The following is an 18,280-nucleotide window of genomic DNA, read 5'->3' on the forward strand; positions in this document are numbered from 1 at the left end:
AATTCTACTTTTTCCACATATTTTCCTCAATGAAAAATACGGGTTCAAATTCTCTCTATGAAATACAGTTTTTAGCTGGGCTGAGTGACTTTCGCGTCAAGGTAGGGAATAAGCGGAGATAAAGGAAAATAAGTGGGTCTTGACGGATACCGCAGAATGAAATCGGTTCGCTGCAACGGAGAGATGTGGCCGCAATCCACTGCGTCGCGCGATAAGGCTGCGCGACTTCGGTCGAGATGACGAGTCGTGTGGGAGGCTCCTCTATTGCAGCACTCTCTACGAGAAGCTGTCCTGCCGGACGGGCCCACTGCGCGTGGGGCGGCCACTTTGTGGCGTGTGGACCTTGTTGTGGTTAGGGAACGATGCTGATCCTCCCGTTGGTCGGAAGAGATGACGCCCGACCAGCGGGAGGCCCTATGCTGCTGGCGCTGCCCAGACCGGTATACGTATCACGAAGTGACCGCCCCACGCGCAGTGGGCCCGTCCGGCAGGACAGTCTCTGTTTTATGCGGGAGGAAACTCTTTGCTGAGCTGGCTGGCCATGGAGGCGTCACGCTGGGTGATTCCGGCGGCATCGTGAGAGACCAGCCCTAGGACTACCTGGTTGTAGCGGATGTCGATATCGGGGTGGTGGTTTGCGGACTCTGCCAGAACAGCGACTCGGTTGACGAAGGCCATCGCTTCGAGAAAGTCCTTGAAGGTCCACTCGCGCACCAGCTTGCCGCCCTTTAGATGCCACTCGGGGTGGGCCTTGAGAACGGCTTCGATCTCGGCTGCATTCATGGCTTTCTTCATGGGGAAATCACCTCGCCCTGCCAGTTGCGATCTTAGCTACGATCCTGGCTACGATTCCAGTTGCGATCCTAGCTGCGTTGCTTGTCCGGCGCAACCGGGAGAGCGCTGCTGCCTGGCGAAGAGGGGGAGGAGAATCGTAGTTCGGTTGCGGTGCGCAGTTGGGACCAGGTCTCGGCGGGCAGGCCGAGGAAGACCTCGACGATCTGCGGGTCGAACTGGGTTCCGGCACAACGGGTGATCTCTTCTCGGGCCTGGGCGAAGGTTGTTCCCTTGCGGTAGGGGCGGTCGGAGGTCATGGCGTCGAGGGTGTCGGCGATGGCGAAGATGCGGGCGCCGAGGGGGATCTCCTCGCCGCGCAGGCCGCGTGGATAGCCGCCGCCGTCGAACTGCTCCTGATGGGCGTAGACGATCTCGGCAGCCTCGCGGAGGAAGGAGATTTTGCGGACCATCTCGTAGCCGCGCTCGCAGTGCTGCTTCATGATGGCGGTCTCATCGGGGGTGAGGCGGCCGGGCTTGAGGAGGATGGCGTCGGGCGTGGCGATCTTGCCGATGTCGTGGAGGAAGGCTCCGCGGGCGATGATTCGCAGGTCTTCGGATTCGAGGCCCATGGCGTGGGCGAGCGCGTTGGTGTAGGCGGTGACGCGGCGGGAGTGGCCCTCGGTCTCCTGGTCGCGCAGATCAAGCGCATCGCCCATGGCTTCGAGGGTGATGTCGTAGCTGCGCTCGAGGTCCTGCATGGTGGAGCGGAGGCGACCGGTTCTGGCGGTGACGATGGCTTCGAGGTTGTGGCGGTAGAGGGTGTTCTGTTTGCGGAGGCGGCCGTGCTCGATGGCGCGCAGGACGACGCTTTCGAGGTCGGTGCGCTCGAAGGGTTTGAGGAGATAGTCGACGGCGCCGCGGCGGAAGGCGCTGGTGACGACGTAGATGTCGTTGATGGCAGAGAACATGACGACGGGGATGCCGGGGTGGTCGGTGCAGAGGTGGTCGAGCAGGGTGAGGCCGTCGGTGACTGGCATCATAACGTCGGAGAGGACGAGGTCGTAGTCGGGGTCCTGCTGGAGGCGGGTGATGGCGGCTTCGGCGCCTTCGGCGGTGGTGACGGAGTAGCCGCTGCGTGAGAGGAGAGCTGCGGCGACCGATCGTACGGGCTCTTCGTCGTCAACTACAAGGATTCGTTCCTGCGTCATGGATGGATACTTTCGCGTAGGGACGCTGCAGTCTTCTGAATTTAGATGCGAGCGGCTTCTCTTGTGTCCTTATCGGCGGCTTGAGCTCCTGGATGAGGCTCGGGGTGGGGAAGCTTTGCTGGAAAAAATCCTGATACGGGCCATGGGGTGGTTTTCTTGTGTTTGTGGGTGTTTTTTGAGGGGGTTTTGGGAAAAGGCACGAGTTTGGTGTGGTGATTTGGTGGTGAGATTGTGGTGGTTTGCATGGTGGATCGTGGTGTTTGGTGTGCACTTTGAGCGGTGCGAAAAATACGCCACGATCTTCGGATTTATTTTGTCCTTGTATGATTTTGAATGGATTTTGACAGGTGGAACAGGGAGGGACTTATGAAGACGCTTTTACTTCTGGTGGTGATGTGCACTACCGCACTGCATGCTCAGATGGAGGGGCTTTGGGAGGGCTACGACGGCGAGTGGGCTCATGTCTCGCGGCAGCTGGTGGCGCTGGCGGAGGCCACGCCGGCGGACAAGTTTGCGTGGCGTCCTGCGCCTGGGGTGAGGTCGACGAGCGAGGTGTATATGCATATCGCTCTGGCTAACTTTTATCTGCTGAGTGTGACTGGTCCACCGATGCCGTCAGACATCAAGTCCGAGGATATGGAGAAGACTGTGACCTCGAAGGCGGACGTGATTGCTTTTCTGAAGCGGTCGCTGGAGGCGGTGAAGACGGCGCGTGCGCAGTTGAAGCCGGGGGATCTTCAACGGAAGGTCACGATCATGAAGAAAGAGGTGACGGTGGATGGGATGTATCTGCGCATTCTGGTTCACGATAATGAACATATGGGGCAGCTGATCGCCTATGCGCGGATGTCGGGTGTGGTGCCTCCGTGGTCGGAGCCGGCTCATAAATAAGCTCACAAATGATCGGGATGGCTTTTTTGAAGGTGCTGTTTAAAGACTGTGTCCTGCCGGACGGGCCCACTACGCGTGGGGCGGGCGTTCGCACGCCTTTTTAGAGCTTCGCGTGGTCCTCCCGTTGGTCGGAATCAACATCCCTTCGCGACCAACGGGAGCGCCAACCGAAGGGGTATACACGTCACGAAGTGACCGCGCTCCGCGCAGGAGGCCCGTCCGGCAGGACAGTTTCTCAGTTGGTGTTTTGTTTGGCGGCGGTTTTGCGGGCGGCTACCCAGCCGGGTTTGGTGGTCTGGCGGCTGCGGCCCAGGGCTAGTGCGCCCTCGGGGACCTCTTCGGTGATGCAGCTGCCGGCGGCTATGTAAGAGCCTGCGCCGATGGTGACAGGGGCGACGAGGGTGGAGTCGGAGCCGATGAAGGCGCCGTCGCCGATGATGGTGGGGTGCTTGTGGACGCCGTCGTAGTTGCAGGTGATGGCTCCGGCGCCGATGTTGACGCCGTCGCCGATGACGGCGTCGCCGAGGTAGCTGAGGTGGTTGGCCTTGGAGCCTCTGCCGATGATGGTCTTTTTGGTTTCGACGAAGTTGCCGATGTGGGCTGCTTCGCCGATGCGGCTCTCGGGACGAAGGCGGGCGTAGGGGCCGAGGATGGCTTTGTCGGCGATCTCGGAGCTGTCGAAGATGCAGCCCTGGTGGACCATGACGTTGTCGCCGATGGTGGTGTTGGTGATGACGGAGTAGGAGCGGATGCGGGAGTCGCTGCCGATGTGGGTGGTGCCGAGGAGCTGGACGTAGGGCTCGATGACGGTGTCGGGGCCGATGGTGACGGTGGAGTCGATGACGCAGGTGTCGGGGCGGAAGATGGTGACGCCCTGGGCCATGAGACGGTGGGCGGTGGCGAGGCGCATGGCGGCGTCGAGGTGCATCATCTCGGCGATGGTGTTGGCTCCGAGGACCTCGTCGACCGAGTCGGCTTTGATGGCTACGACGCGTTTGCCTTCGGCGACGAGCATGGCGGCGATGTCGGTGAGGTAGAACTCGCCGTGGGCGTTGTTGGTGGTGAGGGCGTCGAGGCGGGCGAAGAGGGCTGCGGTCTCGAAGCAGTAGATGCCGGAGTTTATTTCGGGTGCGGTGAGCTGGTCGGGGCGGAGGGATTTTTGTTCGACGATGGCGGTGACGTCTGGGTGCGCGGCATCCTTGCGAATGACGCGGCCGTAGCCGGTGGGGTCGGCTGGGACGGCGGTGAGGATGGTCATGGCGGCGTGCTCGCGGAGGTGGGTGTCGCGGAGGGCGGCGATGGTCTCGGGGCGGATGAGGGGGACGTCGCCGGAGAGGACCAGGAGATGCTGCGGGATGGGCCTGCCGGAGAGCTTGAAGTCGGCCTTGAGCATCTGGAGGGCGTGGCCGGTGCCGCGCTGCTCGGGCTGGAGGACGAACTGGACGCCGGTGGAGGCTACGGCGGTGCGCACGCGGTCGGCTTCGTGGCCGATGATGCAGAAGATGTGGTCGGCTCGCACGACGGTTTGGGCGGCGGCGATGACGTGGAGGAGGAGGGCGCGGCCGCCGATCTCGTGGAGGACTTTGGGGTGCTTGCTCTTGAGGCGGGTGCCTTTGCCGGCGGCCATGATGGCGATGGCGAATTCGTTAGAGTCCATAGAGGACTATGGTCTCATGGAGGGTCTGTTGCCGGAAGATGTTGGGTTGTCTGGTAGTGGGTCAGTTTGAAATCCGGGGGAACCAAGTTACCTCTAACCCCGTTTTCTGCAACTACGGTGATCATCACTACCGAGAAGCCGACTTCTCGTTCCCGATCCCGCGGTGTACCGTCACCGCTCTAAGGCGCACTCACCTATGGTTTCTGGATTCAACTGTAGGAATAGATTATGCGGACACACCGTTAGGAGGCGTCTAAATATACCAGTGGCTACTAAGAAGAAACCGCCGGTGATGACGGAGTGCGAGGTGAAGGTGCGTGGGCGTTGGCTCCCATGCACCCTCTACGAAGCCCTCACAGAACGCGATGAGATCATGCGCTGCAAATATTGCCACGGCCCGGTGCAAGCGCTCAAAGAGTCCAGCAACGGAGCCCGAGCCCACATTGAACACCTGCAAAGACACCCCGGCTGCCGGTTCCCGGTTAGCACGTTCAGCGGAGTCGAATCGGAACATCCCCTCGCGTTGAAGTAAGGCGAAGCGCCATGAGGTAGTTGCTACCGGTGACTGCGCTAAACACGCTTATGGTCACCCTCAGCCCGGAGACAATAAGCCGACTTATGAGGCCTGACTTCACGAAATAGCGACGTAGAGGTCGTAAGCTAGAATTCCGACAACGACCTTAACTTGTGAGCGTATCTACGGGGAGAGCGTTTATGAGAGTCCCGCAACAGCGACCGTTATCGATCTTCCTGTTTTTTCTTGGTGTCTTTAGCGGATGCACCTACGCCCTCGACGTTCACAGCCATCGCTTAACGTCGACACTCGCGCAGTTCATTGTGTGGTGTCCTGGCGCCGCTGCACTGTGCACCTGCCTGCTGCTTCGCATCCCTCTCGGAACTCTGGGCTGGAGTTGGCCGGCACGACGCTTTCTCAGGCTCGCGTATTTTCTGCCGCTGCTCTACGCCACGCCGGTGTACCTGCTCACCTGGCTGGTCGTTCGCGGCTCCTTCACCCTCAAGAGCTTCGAAGCCTCGATGGTAGAGCCTTATGGATTGGCCCGCTGGCCCGCCTTCGGGACGTTTGGCGTGGCGCTGCCGCTGTTGTTTACCGTCGGCGTTGTCTTCGAAGCGGTGTGGTCGCTCGGCGAGGAACTCGGATGGCGCGGGTTCCTGTTTCCCCGGCTGCAGCAGCGGTTCGGCTTCCATGGCGCCTGCTTGATCTCAGGGTTGATCTGGGCCGTGTGGCACTTTCCGGAACTCCTCTGGACCGACTTCAGGCCGGTCACAAAGCCCATCTTCTTCCTCGCCTGCTTCACGATCATGGTGACCGCGAACGCCTACCTCATGGGCTACCTTAGACTGCGCTCGGGCAGCCTGTGGCCCTGTGTTCTTCTACACGCCACCCACAACACGTTTATTCAGAGCCTATTTGATCCGCTGACGGCTCCTGTCGGTTGGGCAAAGTACATCACCACAGAATTCGGGGTTGGGTTAGCGGTCACCGTCGTCGTAGCAGCAACAGTCCTCGTTTCGCGTGGCCGTCTACGTGAAGGCTTTTCCCCTGCCGCGACAGATGAGCCACGATAGTTAAAGGGATCAGTCCTGAGAAACGCGCTTCTGTTTACCGGTACGGCTGGCATTCCTGCGATGTCATGTTTTCGGAGACTTCGGTCATGCACTCCAACCTGATCCACTCTATGCCAATTGCTGCTTTGCTCTAATACTTTGCCCTAAGGCGCGAGGTGTTGAGGGCGCAGCTCGGTGTCGAGGTCGTGGCCCATTTTTGTGACGAGGGGTAGCAGGGCCTGGATGTCGGCGAGGGTGGTGCGGAAGTTGACGATGCAGACGCGCAGAGCGAACTTTCCGTTGATGACGGCGTTGGAGAGATAAACTTCGCCGCTGTTTTGTAGACGAGTGAGGAGCTCTCGATTGAGATCGTTGAGGTAGGTCTGGGTTCTCTCGTCGCGAAGGGTGAGGCCGGGTGGGGCGTAGCGAAAGGTGGTGATGCTGAGCGAGTGGGTGAGGGCTTCGAGGGCGGGGTGTTGCTTGACCAGTTGAAAGAGCGTTTGGGCGAGGCTGATGTCGTCGGAGAGCATCTGGATGTAGCCTTCGCGGCCGGCCTGCTGCAGGGCGAGCCAGACTTTGAGTGCTCGAAAGCCGCGCGAGTTCTGCGGGCCGAGATCGAAGTAGTTGATGGCCTCGGTTCCGAAGTGATAGTAGGGCGGGTGATAGGCGAAGGCGTCGCGGAGCTTGTCGGGATTGCGGACGAGGGCGCAGCCAGCTTCAAGGGGCGCGTACAACCACTTGTGCGGATCGACTGCGATGGAGTCTGCGAGTTTGAGCGCGGAGAGAGCGCTGGGAGCGTCGGGCAGGAGAGCGGCGAGAGCACCGTAGGCGCCGTCGACGTGAAACCAGAGATCGAACTCGCGACAGATGGCAGCGAGTTCGGGCAGCGGGTCGATGGCGCCGGTGCTGACGGAGCCGGCGGTTCCGATGACGAGGAAGGGTCGCTCGCCTGCGGCGAGGTCGCGGCGGATCTGCTCTCTGAGTTCGGTTGCGTCCATCTGAAGTTGATCGTTGGTGGAGATCCAGCGGATGGCGTCGGTGCCGAGGCCGGAGAGGTCGGCGGACTTTTGGATCCAGGTGTGAGTCTCCTTCGAACAGTAGAGGCGGAGGGGGACGCCGTTTAGTCCTGCGGTGCGGAGATCCCAGTTCGCCTTGGCCTGACGCGCGGCGAGGAAGCAGACGTGATTGGCCATGTTGCCGCCGCTGACGAAGATGCCTCCGCAGTCGGTGGGGTAGTGAAGGAGGTCGGCGATCCAGCGGATGGTCTGGGCTTCGATCTCGCTGGCGACGGGAGAGAGGAGCCAGGCTCCTACGTTGGGGTTGACTGCGGCGGCGAGGAGGTCGCCGAGGGCTCCGATGGGTGCGGCGGAGGAGGTGATGTATCCCCAGAAGCGGGGATGGCCGTTGAAGAGAGAGTGCTCGAAGAGGAGGCTGGCGGCTCGGTTGAGTAGGAGCGCGGGCTCTTGGCCACGGTCGCTGAGGGGACGATCTGCTTGAAGGGCTTGCCGGACTACGGTTGGGGATTCTGCGGGGGTGACGCGCTGATGGGGTAGCGTGTCCAGAAACGCGGCGATCTGGTCGATGAGTTGATGGCCGGCCTCTCGGAACTGCTGAGAGTCCATCGTCAGGGGAGAGACGCGCTTTGACTCGCTGTTGTGCTTCGCGTTGCTGACGTGCTTCGCCTCGCTGTTGTCATCAGGCATGAGGGGAACCTCACGGGAATGGTACTAAAATCTCTGGCCGCGAGGTGGGTGCTCGATTTTGGAGTGGGCTATTTGGAGCGCCATTTGGTGGTGAGTTGTTTGTCGGAGAGGGCTTTGATGAAGACGCCGCCGACTACGCTGCGGGCCTGGAAGCCTACTTGTTTGCCGGTTTTGGTGTCGTACCAGTCGGTGAGGGGGACGCGGGTTGGGGTTTCGTTGGTCCAGCGGTAGATGGGGTCGACGATGGCGTTGAACTGGTCGGAGTTGGAGGCGAGGGTTGCGGTCCAGAGGGACCAGTCGAGCTTGGTGTAGTCGGCGCGGCTGTCGAGTGGGAGGCCGTAGAGGTTGAGCCTGGTGAGGTAGAAGGCCACCTCGCTGTCGCGGACGCTGTTGGGGAAGAGGTTGTAGTCGAGGAGCTTGTCCCAGACGAGGTTGTACTTCTGGCTCCAGGTATTGGGGCTGTTGAAGGCGAGCTTGTAGTGGTCGCCTTCTTTGGCCATGGTGATCCACTTTGCGGCCATCTCCTTTGCGGTGGATTGATATTGTTTTGCGACGGCCTCTTGCTTGAGGAGATGGGCTAGGTCGGCGTAGGCGGCGAGGGCGTCGATGGCTTTGAGGGAGAGGTTGGCGTTGTGGGCGACGTGGCCGGCGAAGTCGTCGGTGGTGAGCTGGGTTTCGGGGTCGAGGCCGTGGAGGTTGAGGTACTCGGCCCACTTGGTGAGCTGGGGCCAGTAGCGCTGGGCGAGTTGGGGAGAGCCTTCGGCGCGGGCGACGGCGTCGACGAGGATGAGCATGTTGCCGCTCTCTTCGACGGGCATCTGGTCTTCTTCGGTTTTTTCGCCGCCGCCGTAGACCTGTCCGTTGGCGAGTGGGTATTGGCCGAGATCGTGGGGGGAGAAGGGGAACTTCCAGCGGGCTAGTGAGGAATATTCGAGGACGGGGAGAAGCTGGGCTTCGAGGAGCTTCGGGTTGAAGAAGAGGAAGAAGGGGGCGGAGGGGTAGAGGACGTCGACGGTGGCGATGCAGCCGTTGGAGAAGTTCTCCTTGGCGAAGAGCATGGGGTCGCCGTTGGCGTCGGCTACGAGCTTGTGCGCGGCGATGGCCTGGCGGTAGGAGAGGATGGCGATGTAGGCGTAGTGCTCGCCACCAACTTTGATGAGGTCGGCGGTGAGTTCTTTGTCGAAGGCTTCGCCGCGGGCTTCGAGGGCGGGGTATTGCTCTTCGGCGAGATCGAGCATCTGCTCTACGGGCATGTTGTTGCGCTGCCAGTAGGAGCGGAGATTGCGCTGGAGATATTGGATGGCGTAGTCGTCGGTGTAGGAGAGGAGGATGTGGCGGGTGACGGGCTGAGTGGTGACGGAGCCGAAGTCGATGGTGGTTGCGAGGGCGGAGGCGGAGTGGTTGGCGCGCTCGGGCATGTCCATTGCGTCGGTGGTGGGGAGTTGGCCGGTGGCGGCGAAGGCGGTGGCTGCGTGTGGTGCGAGGTAGGTTTTGTAGTTGGCGTCCTTCGGGACGGCTAGATGGAAGTAGCCCCAGTCGATGCGGAGATCGTCGCCGGAGCGGTTGAGGATCTTCTGGTCTTGCGAGCCGCTGGAGAGGACGTTGAGGGTGGAGGTTTGATTGCGGAAGGAGTTGATCTGCTGGCTGCGGTCGTTGACGGCTATGACGGGATCTACGTCCAGGAGGACAGAGACTTGATGTGGTGTGGCGTCGGTGGATTCGGCTGTCCAGCTGAGGTAGGTTACGGGGCGCGAGAGGACGTCGAGGTCGCTGAGGATGGCGGGGCTGAAGAAGACGAGGTGGAGGGTGACGCCGTTCTGGCGGAACTCGTAGGTGGTGTGGGTTGGGGTAATGGTGTGCGCTGTTTGCTGCGCGGCGGGGACGGCGTCGGGGGTGTGGCCGAGGAAACGGAAGGGCTTGCCGTCGATGCGGACGATGCCAGTGATGGGCTGCGGGGCGCCGGTCCAGTGGGTGGTGTCGGAGTCGGTGAGGTTGTCGGTGGTGGACCAGAGGCTGAAGTAGGGGTCGTGCGTGATGAGCGGCGTTGCTGGAGGGCGTTGCTGGGATGCGAGAGGGAGAGTGGTGAGAAGCAACGAGGCAGCACTTAGCAGGAACGCGCGCGAGTTTTTTATGACGAACCTCCGGGACGATGACGCTTTTCAAGGATAGCGCCATCGTGGTCCTTGGAGGGGCTGTTGCTAAGAACTCGATTAGGAACTGCTTGCTTTTGTCCTGCCGGACGGGCCCACTGCGCGCGGGGCGGTCACTTCGTGACTTGTATACCGCTTCGCTTGGTGCTCCCGTTGGTCGCAAGATGGAGTTTGGTTATTCGGCTGGCTTGCCGTTGGGTGGGGGTGGGATCGTGATGTCGAGATTCTTTACGGTGCCTAGTCCTAGTGTGGCTAGCGACGGTGTGATTTGCGACTCGTTGCCTACTACTATGACGGCGAGTTTGTTGGTGTCGATGTACTTGTTGGCTACGCGGGAGACGTCGGCGGAGGTGACTTTTTCGATGCCGGATTTGTACTTCTCGAGCGTGTCGGCAGGGTAGCCGTAGAAGGCGAGGGTGACTTGCTCGCCTAGCGTTTTGTCGGGCGAGTCGTAGTGGAAGACGAAGGAGTTGAGGACCTGATCTTTGGCCTTGCTGAGCTCGGCAGGGGTGGGTGGTTCGGTCTTGAGGCGGTTGATCTCTGCGAGGAGAGCCTTGGTTGCGGCTACGGTGGTGGCGCTCTTGGTGGCGGCTTCTACGACGAAGATGCCGGGGTGATCGTAGGAGGCGCCGTAGTTGCCTTCGACGGAGTAGGCGAGGCCGAGTTTGGTGCGGACGTCCTGGACGACGCGGGAGCCGAAGCCGCCGGAGAAGACCTGGTTCATGACGGAGAGGGCGTAGTAGTCAGGGTTGCTGCGCTCGGTGCCGAGGCCGACGATGATGACGTTGGATTGGTTGACGTCATCTTTGGAGACGAAGTTGACGTTGGGTTTGGGGTCGGTGAAGGTGGCTTTGAAGGATTGGAAGCGCTGGCCGCGAGGGATGGGGGCGAAGGCGGCGCGGAGTTTGGCTTCCATGGCGACGGGGTCGAAGTCGCCTGAGAGGGCGACGATGAGGTTGCTGCCGACGACGGTGTGGGTGTGCCAGGCGTTGAGGTCGTCGAGGGTGACGGCGTCGACGGTGGCGTATTCGAGCTCGCGGGCGTAGGGGTTGTGGGGGCCGTAGGCGATCTTTGCGGCTTCGCGGGAGGCGATGCCGTTGGCGTCGTCGTTGCGGCGGGCGATGCCGGTTTCGAGCTGCTGCCGGGCGAGCTGGAGCTTGTCGTCTTTGAAGGTGGGGTGGAGGAGGAGGTCGATGGCGGAGGCGAAGACGGTGTCGAAGTCGGCTTTGAGGCTGGTCCAGGCCATGGAGGTGGAGGCGGTGCCGCCGCTGGTTTCGATGGAGGCGGCTTTGGCTTCGAGGACGTCGTCGAGCGCGTCGCCGTCGATGGTGGCCGTGCCGCTGGTGCGCCAGGTTTGGCCGTAGAGGGAGGTGAGGCCGACTTTGGCGTTGGGCTCGTCGCGGCTGCCTCCGCGGATGAGGATGGTGCCGTTGATGAAGGGGAGTTCGTGGTCTTCCTGGAGGAAGAGGACTACTCCGTTTTCGAGTTCGATGCGGTGGGGTTGGGCGGGTTTGAAGGCGGGAAGCGGGGGGATGGGGATCTGCTTCCACGGCTGGACTTGTGTGGGGGCTGCTGCTGGTGCGGTTTGGGCAGAGGCAGCGAGGGTAGTCAGCAGCAACGAAGAGACGACGACGGTGAAGGCTAGCTTTGAAAGTCTGTCGAAGAACTGAGGGCTGGCTGCTAATTTTCGCCGACGTGGATTGAGAGCCGGCAACGACAGGAGCAAAGACGAAATACGGGGGTCTCTCCACTGCGCCGCGCGATGAGGCCGCGCGGCTTCGGTCGAGATGACGATTTTTTGCTGGGGTAATGAAAGAAATTTCAATGGTGTGCGGTGAGGCTGTGCGACTTCGGTCGCGAGGAACTTTAGGGTCGGCACTGTTCTCTGTTTATGGGGAGTCTTGTGTGAGAGGACTGGTGCGGTTGCAAAGGCAACAGCAGATTCTTCCGCTACGCTGCGGAATGACAACCAAAAAAGACGGTTCACTGTGCGCCTCCGGCGGTTGGTTGGGCCTGAGGGGCTTTGTGTTGGGGTGGGACGAATTCGATTCGTGCGCTGGTTCGGTTGCTGTCGGTGAAGATCTTGTTGGCGACGCGGCGGATGTCGGCTTTGTTGACGGCGTCGATCTTATGGAGCTGGTTGAAGAGCTCGCGCCAGTCGCCGAAGCGGGTTTGGTACTCGGCCAGTTCGTGGGCGAGGCCTTCGTTGTCGGCGAGGCCGCGGAGGAGGTCGGCGCGGGAGCGGGTCTTGAAGCGTTCGAGCTCGGCGTCGGTGACGTCTTCGTTCTTGAGGCGGTCGAGTTCTTTGTGAATTGCGGCGCGCATCTCGTCGGGCGTGTGGCCGGGGAGGGGGACGGCGTAGACGGCGAAGAGGCCGGGGTACTTGTCGCCGGGGAAGCCGCTGAAGCCTTGCGCCTCGGCAGCGATGGAGTGGTCGCGGACGAGAGAGCGATAGAGGCGGGCGGTGCGGCCGTTGGAGAAGATGTCGGAGATGGCGTCGTAGGCGGAGTCGTCGGGGTCGAGGTAGTCGGGGCGGTGGTAGCCCTCGATGTAGAAGGGCTGGGTGGCTTCGCGGATGATGACGGATTTTTCGGCGACCTGGGGCGGCTCGACGGTGGTCATGGGCTCGGGTCGTGGGGCGGCGGGGATGGGGGCGAAGTAGCGCTCGAGGACGGGCATGGTCTCGGAGGCTTTGAGGTCGCCTACGACGGCGATGACGATGTTGGCGGGGACGTAGTATTTTTCGTGGAAGGTGGTGGCTTCGGTGGCGGAGACCTGGCTGATCTCGCTCTCCCAACCTACGCCTGGGCGGCGATAGGGGTGGGCGACGTAGGCGCTGGCGAGGAACTCTTCGACCATGCGGCCGACGGGGGAGGAGTCAACGCGTGTGCGGCGCTCTTCCTGGACGACGTTGCGCTCCTTGTAGAACTCGCGCTCGACGGGATGGGCGATGCGCTGGCTTTCGAGGTAGGCCCAGAGCTCGAGGCGGTTGGAGGGCATGCTCCAGAAGTACTGGGTGGAGTCTTCGGTGGTGTTGGCGTTGATGCCAACGGCTCCATTCTCTTCGGCGATCTGGGAGAACTGGTTGGGGATGACGTACTTCTGCGCTTCGGCCTGGGCGTCCTGGAAGGCTTTGAGGAGCTGGGCAAGCTTTTCGGTGTTCTGGCCTACGCGTTTGCGGTACTCCGCGTCGTAGGCTGCGTAGGCGATCTCGACTTTGGCGAGGGCGATCTTTTCGGCGGGGTAGTCGGTGGTGCCGATCTCGGTGGTGCCCTTGAAGGCCATGTGCTCGAACATGTGGGCGATGCCGCTGGCGCCGTCGGGATCGTCGGCGGAGCCTGCGTCGACGAGGGTGTAGAAGCTGAAGACGGGGGCTTCGGGGCGCTCGCAGAGGATGAGGGTGAGGCCGTTGGGCAGAACTTTGACGGTGGTGCGCTTTTCGAAGCTTGCGAGGTCCTGCGCTTTTGCTGTGACGGCTAGAGCGATGGCACATGCGAGGACCATCGCGATTGGGGCGATGCTACTTTTTACCTTTACCAAAAGCCCTCCGCAGACTTTGTGAGTCAAGAGTCCACTATATCGAAGCCCGGGGCCGGGCTCTATTGCCTGGGGCCGAATAAGGCGTTCCAAGTTTGACGTATGAGACGCCAGATTCGCTTCAGGAGGGTTTCGGCCTCGGCCTTGATTGTGGTGACGATGGCGGAGAGGAACTGCTCGCGGGTCCAGTTGTTGCGGGCGGCGCTGGGGCCTCGGCGCAGACATCGGGCTGCGGCTTCGGCCCAGGAGCCGGACTGGACGGCGGCGATGAGATGGGGGAAGTCTTTGAAGAGGCCGGCGGGGCCGAGGTTGTAGGTCATGTCGAGGAGGGCGAGCTTTACGGGGTCGGGGAGGGTGTCGTAGTGGGGGAGGTGGGTGCGGAGGTCGGTTTCGAAGCCGTGGAGGACGGCGGTTAGTTTCGCGTCGATGGTCTGCTGGGGGAGTTCGAGGCTGCTGGGGGATTTGTAGAAGGTGGCGGCTCGGGCCTGAGGGAGGGAGTTGACGCGGGTGTACTCGGCGGCGATCTCTTGCGGTGTGGCGGGGTGGGAGCCGAGGACGAAGGGGAGGGATTCAGCGGCTTTGGCGTCGGGGAGCATGAGGCCGACGCCGACGGTGACTTTGCCGACTGTGTCGCGGTACATCCACGGGATGCAGCCTTCGAACTCTTTTAGTTTTGTTAGCGATTGCTCTATGTAGGTCGCCACGATTTTCAGGCTAGCATGGGTGGCTTGAATTGCGATTTTGCGAAGGCGAAGGCGGAAGACAAATACGGGGATCCTTCGCTTCGCTGAGGATGACGACATCGGTGGGTGGCGGTTTACGTGATGTTGCAGAAGGCTGTGGGTAGTTTGTCGGCGGTGACGGCTACTATGGAGTTGCTGTTGTTGCGGAGGAGGGTGATTTCGGCGCGGCCGTTGGACATCTCTACGACCCGTGAGGCTTTCGTGGTGCCGCGGTTGTCGATGAGGGTGCCGAGGCCGGCGATGGTGAAGCGCAGACGCGTGCGGGCGTCGAGACAGAGGATGCCTTTTGTGTCGTAGAGTTTTGCTTCTACTGTGACTGCCTCTTTGCCGTCGATTTGGCTACGCGATTTTTCGGTGAGCTTTAGTTCGGTGGGGGTGCCCCAGGTTTCGGTCTGGTAGAGGAAGGTGATCTCGTCGGTGACGGTTTTGCCGTTTTTGGTGGCTACTACGCGCAATGTGTTTTTGCCGGTGGCGAAGGGAGTCATCCAGCGGAGGCCGGCGGCGGGGAAGTCCTGGCTGTTACGGTGCTTTGTGCCGCCGGATTTGCCGTTGACGAAGAGTTCGGCGGTGTCGCAGTTGGAGTAGACCTTGACCATCTTCTGTTCGCCTTCTGCGCCCCAGCGAATGGGCCAGGTGTGGCCGTAGATGTGGGCCATGGGGGACTCGGTCCAGTAGGACTGGAAGACGAAGTAGCTCTCCTTCTTCGTCATGTCGCGCTCGATGAGGCCCTTCTGGTTGATGCGGGGGATGGGGTTCTCTACGCGGAGGGGAGTGGTGAAGTCCTTGAAGATCCACTGGGCAGAGCCGGTGAGCCAGGGGAGGGTCTCCTGGGTTTTGAGGTACCAGTCGAAGAGGTTGCAGGCGTAGGTCTCGGACCAGTCGCCGTCTTTGGAGACGCGGGTCTGGCCGCCCGTGAGGAGGTAATCCATGCCGCGCTCATCTGTGCCTTTACCGGTTACAATTTTGCCGAGGACTTTGTCGGGGTCTTCGGAGTGGCGGCCGGCGTGGCTGTCGGCGCCCCACTCGGCGTGGAAGAGATGGTTGACGCGGTCGCGTTCGGTCTCGAGGGTCTTCTGATACTCGGTGTAGGCTCCGCGATACCAGCCGGCCCAGATGGAGGGCGAGTAGACGTCGGGGATGTCGCGGGCGAAGTCGCAGCGGCGGATGGTGGTGAGGCGGGAGGGGTCGAGTTGGTGGGAGAGGGTGTTGAGCTGCTGCAGGTAGTCGCGGATGGCCTGCTGATTGACTTCGGGGTATTCGGTGGGCCAGTCGTCTTCGTTGCCGAGGCCCCAGAGGAGGATGCTGGGGTGGTTGTAGTGCTGGGCGATCATGTTGCGGAGGGTGCGGCGACCCATCTCCTGGAAGATGTCGTTGCCGATGCCGGCGCGGCACCAGGGGATCTCCTCCCAGACGAGGATGCCGAGGCGGTCGCAGTGCTCGAGGACGCGGCGGGACTGCTGGTAGTGGGCGAGACGGATGAAGTTGACGCCCATGTCCTTGATGAGCTGCATCTCCTGGTCGATGAGGTCGTCGGGCATGGCGGCGGCGTAGCCTGCGTGGTCTTCGTGACGATGGGTACCGCGGAGGAGGAGACGCTCGCCGTTGAGTCTGAAGGGGCCGTGGGGGACGAACTCGGTGTGGCGAATGCCAAAAGTCTCGCGCGCGGTGTAGTCGGCGTCTGGGGTGTGGAGGGTGATGCGGCACTCGTAGAGCTGTGGGTCGGTGGGGCTCCATAGCTGGGGCTTTGCGAGGGTGAAGGTGGTGAGTTCGGCTGTGTCCTGCCAGGGTGGGAGCTTGTGGGCTGATTGATGGACTGAGGTGCCTTTTGCGTCGACGACTTCGAGGGAGAGATTGATTGTTGTAGTGGAAGCGGATGGATTGTGCAGGGAGCCGAGGATCGTGATCTTCGCGGGGCTTTGTGGTGTGGGTAGATCGGTGCGGATGTGGATCGTTTCGAGGGAGACAGCTGGGACGTAGACGAGATTTACGTGACGGTACAGGCCTCCGTAGAGGCTGAAGTCGCTGAAGTCGGAGGGCATGCGGTCCTGATCGCGGGAGTTGTCGCAGAGGACGGAGATGGGGACGCCTGAGGGTTTCTTTGTCTTTGATTTTGCCTGGGCTGCGGTGGGATCTGTTGCCTGGGACGCGTCGGGTAGTAGGTCGGTGATGTCGAAGACGAACTCGTCGTAGCCTCCGGTGTGTTTTCCCGCTGATTTTTCTCCTACATAGACAGTGGTGGTCTGGCCGGCTCCTTCGAAGTGAAGGAGGGTTCGTCCATTTGTGAAGGGATTGGCGATGGGGACGTGGGTGCGATACCAGCCGTTGCCACGATAGTAGGGGACGTCGGGGTCGCAGCCGTCGTAGGCGTTGAAGCAGTGGGGCATGGCGATGGGCTGCCAGACGGCGACCTCTTCGCTGTGCCATGCCTCCCATGGGCTGCCGAGAGAGCCCTGGAGGAACTCCCATCCTTCGCTGAGGCGACGCAAGTGGGGTGGGTTGGCGTTGGAGTTGGCGGGGTTGCCGAGGGTGGCGATGGAGGCTTGTAGCGGGAGAGCAGGGAGCCACGAGGCTGCGACTGCGGTCGCGCTAGTCTTCAGGAAGTTTCGTCGCGAGTACATCGTGGTTGTGGCTCTCCTCTTGGACGCCTGACATACGTTTTAATGGAAATTCCGGGCTATTTGTATCGTTTGCGAAACAATAATTCAAAGTATCTACAAAATGGTTGACCTCCAGTGATATAAAGACTCGTCGCGAAAGATGTCAAGCAAACGGCGGCTCGCGATGGATAGGAACGACAGTGCGGCGTTCGAGTTTGCCCACTTGATATGGTTTGATATGGATTCGCCCATTGATTTTATGAGACACGAAAGCTAAACAATGCCCACCACGCAATCGACTCGATTTACCTTTACCCGCAGGCAGAGCGCGTCGAACAAAACGCCACGCCAGATCAACCGGAACCTTGTCTTCAATCTGGTTCGCACACGGCAGCCGCTCTCGCGTGCCGATCTTGCTCGCGTCTCGGGCTTGCAGAGGAGCACGGTGTCGCTGATTGTGGAGGACCTGATTAAGGAGCGGTGGATTCTGGAGGGCTCGACGGGGCGGCCACCGCGGGGACGCAGGCCGACGTTTCTGGAGCTGAATCATCAACGTGTAGTGATTGCGCTGGATATTCATCCGTCGCAGACGACGGTTGCGGTGACCGATCTTGGCGGCAAGATTGTGGCGCAGAATGTGGTGGAGTTGCCGGAGGATCCGAAGAAGGCGATTCAGCCGATTATTGCGGCGATTCGCAAGCTGATGGCGGCGCATAGCGATAAGTCGTTTGACGGGATTGGGATCAGCCTGCCGGGACGCGCCGATCCGTTGAGGGATGAGCCGATCTTTGCGCCGAACCTGAAGTGGCCGATCTCGAGTATCAAGTCGCGGATTCAGAAGGCTACGGGGCTGCGGGTTGAGATGGATAACGTTGCGAATGCGTGCGCGCTGTCGGAGGTGTGGTTCGGCGATAGCGATGGCCTGCATGATCTGGTGGTGGTGAACGTCTCGGAGGGCATTGGGACGGGGATCTTTGCGAATGGACAGGTGTTGCGTGGGGCGAACGGCATGGCGGGAGAGTTTGGCCATGTGCAGATGGAGATGAACGGGCCGCGGTGTGGCTGCGGGGGACGAGGGTGCTGGGAGACGGTCAGCTCGAATCGCGCTGGGCTGCGCTACTACGAGGAGATGAGTGGGGCGAGTGCGCCGCCTACGTTTGCGGCGCTGGTGAAGATGGCGCAGTCGCATGATGTGCATGCGGTCAAGGCGCTGGAGAAGATGTCTTTGTTTCTTGGGCGGGGGCTGAGGATGATTGCGAATGCGCTGGCACCGAGCGAGATTGTGGTGGTTGGGGATATTACGGCTGCGTGGTATCTGTTCGGGCCGATTGTTGAGGCGGAGCTGAAACAGAATGCTCTTTCGAAGGCGCCGCGGCTGCGGCCGGCGTTTGAAGGAAATACGGCGCGGCTGCGCAGTGCGGTGGCGCTGGTGATGAATGGGAGCCTGGTTTAGG

13 protein-coding genes are annotated in these 18,280 nt (G+C 61.3%); 4 read left to right on the forward strand and 9 right to left on the reverse strand.

The features are described 5' to 3' along the window. Positions 1-504: 504 nt before the first annotated feature. Positions 505-795, reverse strand: a complete 291-nt coding sequence (locus HDF09_RS12525) for a 4a-hydroxytetrahydrobiopterin dehydratase (RefSeq protein WP_183766726.1) — start codon at positions 793-795, stop codon at positions 505-507. A 68-nt stretch (positions 796-863) separates the two neighbouring features. Beyond that, complete coding sequence (locus tag HDF09_RS12530) at positions 864-1,982, reverse strand: HD domain-containing phosphohydrolase (RefSeq protein ID WP_183766728.1); 1,119 nt, start codon at positions 1,980-1,982, stop codon at positions 864-866. A 366-nt stretch (positions 1,983-2,348) separates the two neighbouring features. On the opposite strand from HDF09_RS12530, the gene HDF09_RS12535 reads away from it, so the two are divergent. Next, a complete protein-coding gene (locus tag HDF09_RS12535) occupies positions 2,349-2,873 on the forward strand; it encodes a DinB family protein (RefSeq protein ID WP_183766730.1) in 525 nt (174 codons plus the stop codon). Between the two features lie 235 nt (positions 2,874-3,108). Here the strand turns inward: HDF09_RS12535 and glmU are convergent, their stop codons facing one another. Continuing rightward, positions 3,109-4,530 carry a bifunctional UDP-N-acetylglucosamine diphosphorylase/glucosamine-1-phosphate N-acetyltransferase GlmU gene (gene glmU, locus HDF09_RS12540; protein WP_183766732.1) on the reverse strand — a complete coding sequence of 474 codons (1,422 nt, stop codon included), beginning with the start codon at positions 4,528-4,530 and terminating at the stop codon, positions 3,109-3,111. Positions 4,531-4,795: 265 nt separating this feature from the next. Here glmU and HDF09_RS12545 point away from each other — a divergent pair, with 265 nt between their 5' ends. Both HDF09_RS12545 and HDF09_RS12550 read left to right on the forward strand, forming a co-directional pair. Then, positions 4,796-5,062: a hypothetical protein gene (locus HDF09_RS12545; protein ID WP_183766734.1), complete on the forward strand. Its 267-nt coding sequence runs from the start codon at positions 4,796-4,798 to the stop codon at positions 5,060-5,062. A 182-nt stretch (positions 5,063-5,244) separates the two neighbouring features. Then, positions 5,245-6,117 (forward strand): CPBP family intramembrane glutamic endopeptidase, encoded by an 873-nt coding sequence (locus tag HDF09_RS12550; protein WP_183766736.1) that lies wholly within the window; start codon positions 5,245-5,247, stop codon positions 6,115-6,117. Positions 6,118-6,260: 143 nt separating this feature from the next. Here the strand turns inward: HDF09_RS12550 and HDF09_RS12555 are convergent, their stop codons facing one another. From HDF09_RS12555 to HDF09_RS12580, 6 genes are all read right to left on the reverse strand, one after another. Beyond that, positions 6,261-7,799, reverse strand: a complete 1,539-nt coding sequence (locus HDF09_RS12555; RefSeq protein WP_183766738.1) for a pyridoxal phosphate-dependent decarboxylase family protein — start codon at positions 7,797-7,799, stop codon at positions 6,261-6,263. Positions 7,800-7,867: 68 nt separating this feature from the next. Then, the gene (locus HDF09_RS12560; RefSeq protein ID WP_183766740.1) at positions 7,868-9,892 is read right to left on the reverse strand and encodes a glutaminase family protein; all 2,025 of its coding nucleotides are present in this window, start codon (positions 9,890-9,892) and stop codon (positions 7,868-7,870) included. Positions 9,893-10,124: 232 nt separating this feature from the next. Continuing rightward, the gene (locus HDF09_RS12565; protein WP_311719414.1) at positions 10,125-11,828 is read right to left on the reverse strand and encodes a M16 family metallopeptidase; all 1,704 of its coding nucleotides are present in this window, start codon (positions 11,826-11,828) and stop codon (positions 10,125-10,127) included. A 104-nt stretch (positions 11,829-11,932) separates the two neighbouring features. After that, positions 11,933-13,489, reverse strand: a complete 1,557-nt coding sequence (locus HDF09_RS12570) for a M16 family metallopeptidase (RefSeq protein ID WP_260181273.1) — start codon at positions 13,487-13,489, stop codon at positions 11,933-11,935. 59 nt (positions 13,490-13,548) lie between these two features. Continuing rightward, a complete protein-coding gene (locus HDF09_RS12575) occupies positions 13,549-14,190 on the reverse strand; it encodes a lysozyme family protein (RefSeq protein WP_183766742.1) in 642 nt (213 codons plus the stop codon). Between the two features lie 113 nt (positions 14,191-14,303). Continuing rightward, positions 14,304-16,847, reverse strand: coding sequence for a glycoside hydrolase family 2 TIM barrel-domain containing protein (locus HDF09_RS12580; RefSeq protein ID WP_183766744.1), 2,544 nt, complete (start codon positions 16,845-16,847; stop codon positions 14,304-14,306). 259 nt (positions 16,848-17,106) lie between these two features. Between HDF09_RS12580 and HDF09_RS12585 the strand changes: the two genes are divergently transcribed. After that, entirely contained in the window at positions 17,107-18,279 is a 1,173-nt protein-coding gene (locus tag HDF09_RS12585) for an ROK family transcriptional regulator (protein ID WP_183766746.1), read from the forward strand. The last annotated feature ends 1 nt before the right edge of the window (position 18,280 follow it).

It is taken from the genome of Edaphobacter lichenicola (genome assembly GCF_014201315.1).
Lineage (GTDB): Bacteria > Acidobacteriota > Terriglobia > Terriglobales > Acidobacteriaceae > Edaphobacter > Edaphobacter lichenicola_B.

Coding starts and splice junctions, on each gene's coding strand:
- glmU (WP_183766732.1), bottom strand. CDS start 4,530: ATGGACTCTAACGAATTCGCCATCGCCATCATGGCCGCCGGCAAAGGC.
- HDF09_RS12535 (WP_183766730.1), top strand. CDS start 2,349: ATGAAGACGCTTTTACTTCTGGTGGTGATGTGCACTACCGCACTGCAT.
- HDF09_RS12530 (WP_183766728.1), bottom strand. CDS start 1,982: ATGACGCAGGAACGAATCCTTGTAGTTGACGACGAAGAGCCCGTACGA.
- HDF09_RS12580 (WP_183766744.1), bottom strand. CDS start 16,847: ATGTACTCGCGACGAAACTTCCTGAAGACTAGCGCGACCGCAGTCGCA.
- HDF09_RS12525 (WP_183766726.1), bottom strand. CDS start 795: ATGAAGAAAGCCATGAATGCAGCCGAGATCGAAGCCGTTCTCAAGGCC.
- HDF09_RS12555 (WP_183766738.1), bottom strand. CDS start 7,799: ATGCCTGATGACAACAGCGAGGCGAAGCACGTCAGCAACGCGAAGCAC.
- HDF09_RS12585 (WP_183766746.1), top strand. CDS start 17,107: ATGCCCACCACGCAATCGACTCGATTTACCTTTACCCGCAGGCAGAGC.
- HDF09_RS12550 (WP_183766736.1), top strand. CDS start 5,245: ATGAGAGTCCCGCAACAGCGACCGTTATCGATCTTCCTGTTTTTTCTT.